The 5,501-nt window shown below is 44.7% G+C and carries 6 protein-coding genes; 2 read left to right on the forward strand and 4 right to left on the reverse strand.

Going from position 1 to position 5,501, the window contains the following annotated elements; translation table 11 throughout:
* Nucleotides 1-87: 87 nt before the first annotated feature.
* Nucleotides 88-603, reverse strand: coding sequence for a DUF1993 domain-containing protein (locus tag LC586_RS39350; RefSeq protein ID WP_229491208.1), 516 nt, complete (start codon nt 601-603; stop codon nt 88-90).
* A gap of 112 nt (nt 604-715) precedes the next feature.
* On the opposite strand from LC586_RS39350, the gene LC586_RS39355 reads away from it, so the two are divergent.
* Together LC586_RS39355 and LC586_RS39360 are read left to right on the forward strand one after the other, a co-directional pair.
* Nucleotides 716-994 (forward strand): DUF3303 domain-containing protein, encoded by a 279-nt coding sequence (locus LC586_RS39355; RefSeq protein ID WP_229491209.1) that lies wholly within the window; start codon nt 716-718, stop codon nt 992-994.
* Nucleotides 995-1,368: 374 nt separating this feature from the next.
* Nucleotides 1,369-1,566 (forward strand): NblA/ycf18 family protein, encoded by a 198-nt coding sequence (locus tag LC586_RS39360; protein ID WP_229491210.1) that lies wholly within the window; start codon nt 1,369-1,371, stop codon nt 1,564-1,566.
* A 162-nt stretch (nt 1,567-1,728) separates the two neighbouring features.
* Here the strand turns inward: LC586_RS39360 and LC586_RS41340 are convergent, their stop codons facing one another.
* From LC586_RS41340 to LC586_RS41015, 3 genes are all read right to left on the reverse strand, one after another.
* Entirely contained in the window at nt 1,729-2,982 is a 1,254-nt protein-coding gene (locus LC586_RS41340; protein WP_306423353.1) for a hypothetical protein, read from the reverse strand.
* Nucleotides 2,921-4,954 (reverse strand): plasmid replication protein, CyRepA1 family, encoded by a 2,034-nt coding sequence (locus LC586_RS41345; protein ID WP_306423354.1) that lies wholly within the window; start codon nt 4,952-4,954, stop codon nt 2,921-2,923. The genes LC586_RS41340 and LC586_RS41345 overlap by 62 nt, the downstream gene beginning before the upstream one ends.
* A 179-nt stretch (nt 4,955-5,133) precedes the next feature.
* Nucleotides 5,134-5,445, reverse strand: a complete 312-nt coding sequence (locus LC586_RS41015; protein WP_229491211.1) for an alpha-ketoglutarate-dependent dioxygenase AlkB — start codon at nt 5,443-5,445, stop codon at nt 5,134-5,136.
* Nucleotides 5,446-5,501: the final 56 nt, after the last annotated feature.

Here is a 5,501-nt window from a genome sequence, read left to right on the forward strand (position 1 = left end):
TCACTGTGCCAACTCCAAAAGAAAATTCGGTACTTTTCAAGGAAGCGTTCATACCAATAAAATTGTCTCTTTTCTAAACTAAACTGTTTAGTTTGCCCCTGGGCGCAGCTTCCGTAACACTACCCCAAGTTCTACACCGCAGTGCCTGAGAATGTCATAAGCTGTAGTGACATGGAAATAAAGGTTTGGTAAAACAAAGTACAAGAGATATGGCATTCCTTGAAATGATGCAGTATTGTCACGCATTTGTAAGGTAATTTCTTTTTCTTCTGAACCATTAATTTGCTCAGGTTTAAATGTATTTAATTGAGAGATAGTTTTGTGAGTGCGGTCAATAAGCTGACCAAATGTAGTTTCATTGTCCTCAAACTTGGGTGCTTCTACCCCTGCTAGCCGTGCAGCACCTCTGTTCACTATATCAGAGGCAATTTGTACTTGTTTTGATAATGGAAGCATATCGGGGGATAGGCGACTATTGATCAATACAGAAGGATCTATTTTTTTAGTTTCTGCATAAGCAGCACCTTTTTCAAGAATGTTTATAAGGTTATTCAGTGCGCGAATAGACACGGGTATTAAAGCTTGGTACATTGAAATGGTCATTGATATTTCTCCAGAAAAAGTTCAAACGGCGGGATATCAAATAAAGCATAGCTTGATAATGGAATAAAGGTTGTAGTAACTACAGCATCAGCAGGAAGGTAAAATGTTATTTATGGTAGTCGAGCGTTTTAAAAATGGAAAGACTAAAGAAATATACCAGCGATTTCATGAAAAAGGGCGGATGATGCCTGAAGGCTTGAAATATATTGATAGCTGGGTTAGTGCCAACTTCGAGCAATGCTTTCAACTCATGGAATGTGATGACCCTTGTTTATTTCAAGAGTGGATATTGCATTGGCAAGATATTGGGGAATTCGAGATTATTGCTGTAGTGCCATCAAAACAAACGGCAGAGGTAGTTATGAAAAATTTATCCGAAAATGCTCAATAACGAAAACTAGAACTTATATCTCAATATCTCCCTTGGAAAAAGTTGAAATTCACATAGCCAGTGATTCTGGATTAGTAAACTCAGTTAGAGCTTGTCACAAAACAACCTTCCTTCTTTTTAGTTAGAAATGCTTTCTCAATAAGCTTTTTAGGTGGCAAATTGTAAAATTTGTTTCTTGACAGGATCTTAGGTTTTTACTTGGGTTGCCACAATGGAGTGATATCAAGGCTTTTAGCAGCAGATACGGCATTCTAGCCTACGTCGGTACGGTTTACACCCCTTTGGGTTTTGTAAAGTTATCGTAATGTTTATTCATATAAAGCAATATTTGCTTAACTTAGCAAACTCAAATAAAAGAGTAGGTAATAAAAGCGATGAATCAACCTATTAAATTATCTTTAGAACAAGAATTTAGCCTCAGAACTTTCTCTGATCAAGTGCAGCAGATGTCCCGTGAACAAGCTCAAGAGTTTTTGCAGATGCTGTATAAGCAAATGATGATAAGGGAAAAGACTTACCAAGAATTGCTCAAACATCAGTGGGAAGTTGGTTCAGGTTCAGTCTTGGGTTAAAACAAACTTGCTCTCATCACTTTAAGCGACTCAGAAGATAACGAACACACAATTGTTTTTTTTCAATGGCTTGGCAATAGAGATTATTTGCTCCAAACTGGGAAACTGCTCGCATAACCGAATCATAGTAACGGTTTTAATGGAACAGTGAACTACTTTAACCTACACAGCAAAGAGCCAATCGCACACCACAGACGTACAACCGCTCCCAAAGTTAACCCAAACCTGCCACTGCCCCAGGTATGCGTTCCAGTAAGGCTCCCCATCAGCAATTCCAACAGCCTCACCAAGCTGGGAAACCAGCTGTTGGTAGAACCGACCAGCGCTGTCGAGTCCAAGGCGCATTTTCAGCTTCAGCCCTTTCCAGGCTTGGGTAGCAGGACTTTCAACCTGATTTAATGTTTGGGGAATGTCATCTGATATTGTGCCAGTCACTTGTGTTGGGAACTCTATATTATTAATGAGTGACACCGACTCACGATTTAATGCTTCATCTCGATTGAGCCATTGTCCGAAAATTAAATCACGCTGATCATCAGGGGCAACGAATTGATAAACGCACTCCCGATTTTCACGCTTACCCAACCGACCGACGTAATCGAGTTTTAAATCAATCTTCGCAAGTAATTTCTGTGCGATTGCAATCGGGGTAAGTTTTTCTGAGATACTGACATTCAAGTAATTTTTGATAACGTGCCGATGCGTTACAGCCAGCGCTTTAAACTGCACCATCTTCTCGTCACTTCCCCGTAACTGAACGTCTGGTGTAAGAAACTGCAATAGATTCAGATTTTCGAGTAACAGTACAGCAGGTAATAGCTGCCCCTTGTTAAAGTCCGGTTTCCAAATCGAATTCTCCCCTAATTCCAACTGCGATGCAGCTCTTTTGGCATCACGGGTTGTCAGAAACTCTCGCCCCAGCGTCAAATAGTAGTGCATCCGCAGTTGAGGATACCACCCATCGTCATCTTTCTCGACCAAATCAGGGATTACATCAATTTCATAGCGACGGGACAATTCCGCTTTGCGCTGCTGATGTCGTTCGGTTTTCGTTTTCGCCCGTTTGTCTTGCAGTTTTTTCAGTTCAGTCTGTGAGAGTTCATCAGAATCCGCGATCGCCTGACACTCAGCAGTATACAATTGCTCACTTGCCGCTTTAACCGACTCGATTACAGCCCCACTCTCATCATCCGATGCATCGTCGGCATCGATAATTGTATACCCATCCTCGACCAAACCCGCAAGCACAGATTCTCTATAGCGCCGCATCTCTACGTTGATGACAGAGCCACGCTTGCCCCAAGTCTGCAATGACTCCGGTTGAAAATTCTGCTCAACATAGCTGTAGTCATCATTATCCGCCGCCGACAACAGTGCAATGTTCGCTTGTGTGGCGACGTGCTGACTTCTTAGCAAGCAATCCTCCTATGCATGTAGAGCCATTGCCCACAAGACCCATCCCCCACTCTCGCACCCAAATGTGACGGTCAACAGTTTCTCGGAGGCGTGCCAACATCTGCCGCGCAGAGTTAACCGGTTGCACTCCTTGAAATATCCCCCAAACACCATCAAAATGTCCTCGAATGTCGATGCTGACCCCAGTTTCTAAACTTGGAGATGCGATAACTAAATCGTACTGGGTGAGAATTTCGTTCAGGTGAGCGATACAGCCAAACGCAGGATGAGATGGATCAGCAACGGATTCACTGTCAATTCTCAGTATCCGCAGGTGTGGGAATTTGCGGCGAAACCGTTCTTCCAGAGCTTGCGTTCCCCATTTGGACTTGGCTTTTTGAGCAGAACAGCAGAGTAAATGATGCCCACCTTTGGCTATCGCCTTGTCCAGTGCGGCGATGAGATTCTTCGGGTTACTGCCAGAGTAGTTGTAACAGTTTCCAGCTACGTGCCGATAGTTGTTTACGATGACGAAGGGATTAACTCGATATTCACCAGCGAGTGATAAAACATACTTCACATCAGTATCTGACACATCGGCAGAAGACAGATAAATCTTTCCCTGACTGCTGCCCAAAACATTCTGTACCAGTTGTTTGAGGTTTTTGAGAACAGATACCCGACGTTTTTGCACTTCAGTACCAGAGTTAAGCAAATGCCAGAAAACTTGGTCACATTCATCAATAATAATGACATCATTCGCCCAGTCGTTGGGGTTGAATCGCGCCTGACTTTCCTGATGCAGCGAATCCACGCACACCCCGTATCCCAACAATGTACCTGTTTCATTCGTGCGGACTTCAGTCACATAGTTAACACCAAAGCGATTACACAATGCCTCTCCTAATTGGATGCGATGGGTAATGATTAATACCCGTCTCTCTTGGTCGTGTGCTTTCGCCACTTCAGTTGCTAGCCATTCGGTTTTCCCCGTGCCTTTGGGAGCTTTGAGGATAATCAGTTTTTCACCCTCTGGAACAAGTAGCTGGCCCAAGAATCTTTGGTTGAGTGCGATCGCAGGCGGGTAAGTCAACAAGGTAAACAGCTTAATCTCCCACAACTCCAATGCAACAGCCGTATTGTAGAGTGCGTCAAATGCCGACTGCCCTTTGGCAACGATAAAATCATCAACACCTTTCTCTTGGCCAAAAGGTAAATCAATTACCCGCAAGGAACAACCCTCATTTACAAGCAGCCGTCCCATGCGACTGATAGCGGTTCTGACTCGCTGGACAGTTTCAGGTTTGTTGTCCTGGTCAAAGCAGATGTTAACCTGTCTCCCCTCTGTTGCAAAATGCTTCAAGTCGGGAATCAGAGAGGGTTTACCGATAGCAGTACCGTACTCATCCTGGGGGGTGCGGTATCCAGCATTGACACCGGGGATTGCGATCGCTGCATAGCCAGCAGTTAGTAATGCCCCCGCTTTTTTGACTCCTTCGACAATTGTGACTGGTACATTATGCCGCCAAACCCAATGCCAGAAACCCCCAGGATGCTGTAGGTCTTCTTCAGTAATAGGGACACCGCAACGTAGGGAAACTTTTACCCAGATGCGATTCGGCACTAAGAGGAAGAAGGCGCGTGTCTCTTCTCTGAATGGGTGTTCATATTTGATGAACTTGTGAATTTTCTGGCGGTCGCGTCTGGGGAAGTCGGGTTTGAAACAGCCCCACATCATTAGGACGTAGTTGTTGAGAGGGTCAACGCCATTGCACCACCAGCCGCCTAACTCAATGTGCTGGTATTTTTTCAAATCGCGATCACGTAATCGTCCATCGTTGCGACGGGAGATTTTGGGACTGTAGAGCAGATATTCGTAGGGTAACGTCCCGTAGAGCGAACGCGCATTCAGGTGAAAGATTTCTTCGTCAACGCAACTGTTGAGCCATTCCTGTAAATGTTTTGCTTGAGAATCAGATTCGATTATACGCATATTCCCTCTGTTTTTTGACGCATGGTGCAGGGTGCGGCACTTGAGTCTGTGCCGCCGATTCAACTTTTTGTGAGAGCTTGTGCTGGCTATGAAATCGTCAAGAGCCAGCATTGCTATGGAAAAAGGTTAAAGGGGAACGGTTAAAGGAGTGAGAACAATTCCTTTCCCCCTTACCCTTCTCATCTTCTGCCTCCGGTATGCGGTCGAAATGTGAGATTAATACGTGTGCTAACGACTTTGTTGGTCTTGGGAACCTGATGTAGATGTGTGGACTGACAACCGGGGTGCATCACAAGCAAGCTGCCGTGTTCCAGCCAGAAGTCAGTTGCTTTGCCATTTCTCGATTTGATTTGGAATTTGCGACATGACCCCAGGCTGACTGATGCAATCGCTGGCTCGTATCCCATCGATGGTTCATCATCTGCGTGATTAAACTCAACGGAATTGTCACCAACTCCGTTGGTCTTCAAAACCGTGCATGAGACTTTCACCTCACACGGCTCCTCAATGATTTGACGCTTGTCATGCGTACCTAACACCATCTCTG

The sequence above is a fragment of the Nostoc favosum CHAB5714 genome (genome assembly GCF_020829495.1).
In the GTDB taxonomy this organism is placed as follows: Bacteria; Cyanobacteriota; Cyanobacteriia; order Cyanobacteriales; family Nostocaceae; genus Nostoc; species Nostoc favosum.

Bases quoted from the DNA above. Each gene is read 5' to 3' on its own strand.
- LC586_RS39355 (WP_229491209.1), top strand. From the start codon at position 716: ATGGTAGTCGAGCGTTTTAAAAATGGAAAGACTAAAGAAATATACCAG.
- LC586_RS39360 (WP_229491210.1), top strand. From the start codon at position 1,369: ATGAATCAACCTATTAAATTATCTTTAGAACAAGAATTTAGCCTCAGA.
- LC586_RS39350 (WP_229491208.1), bottom strand. From the start codon at position 603: ATGACCATTTCAATGTACCAAGCTTTAATACCCGTGTCTATTCGCGCA.
- LC586_RS41345 (WP_306423354.1), bottom strand. From the start codon at position 4,954: ATGCGTATAATCGAATCTGATTCTCAAGCAAAACATTTACAGGAATGG.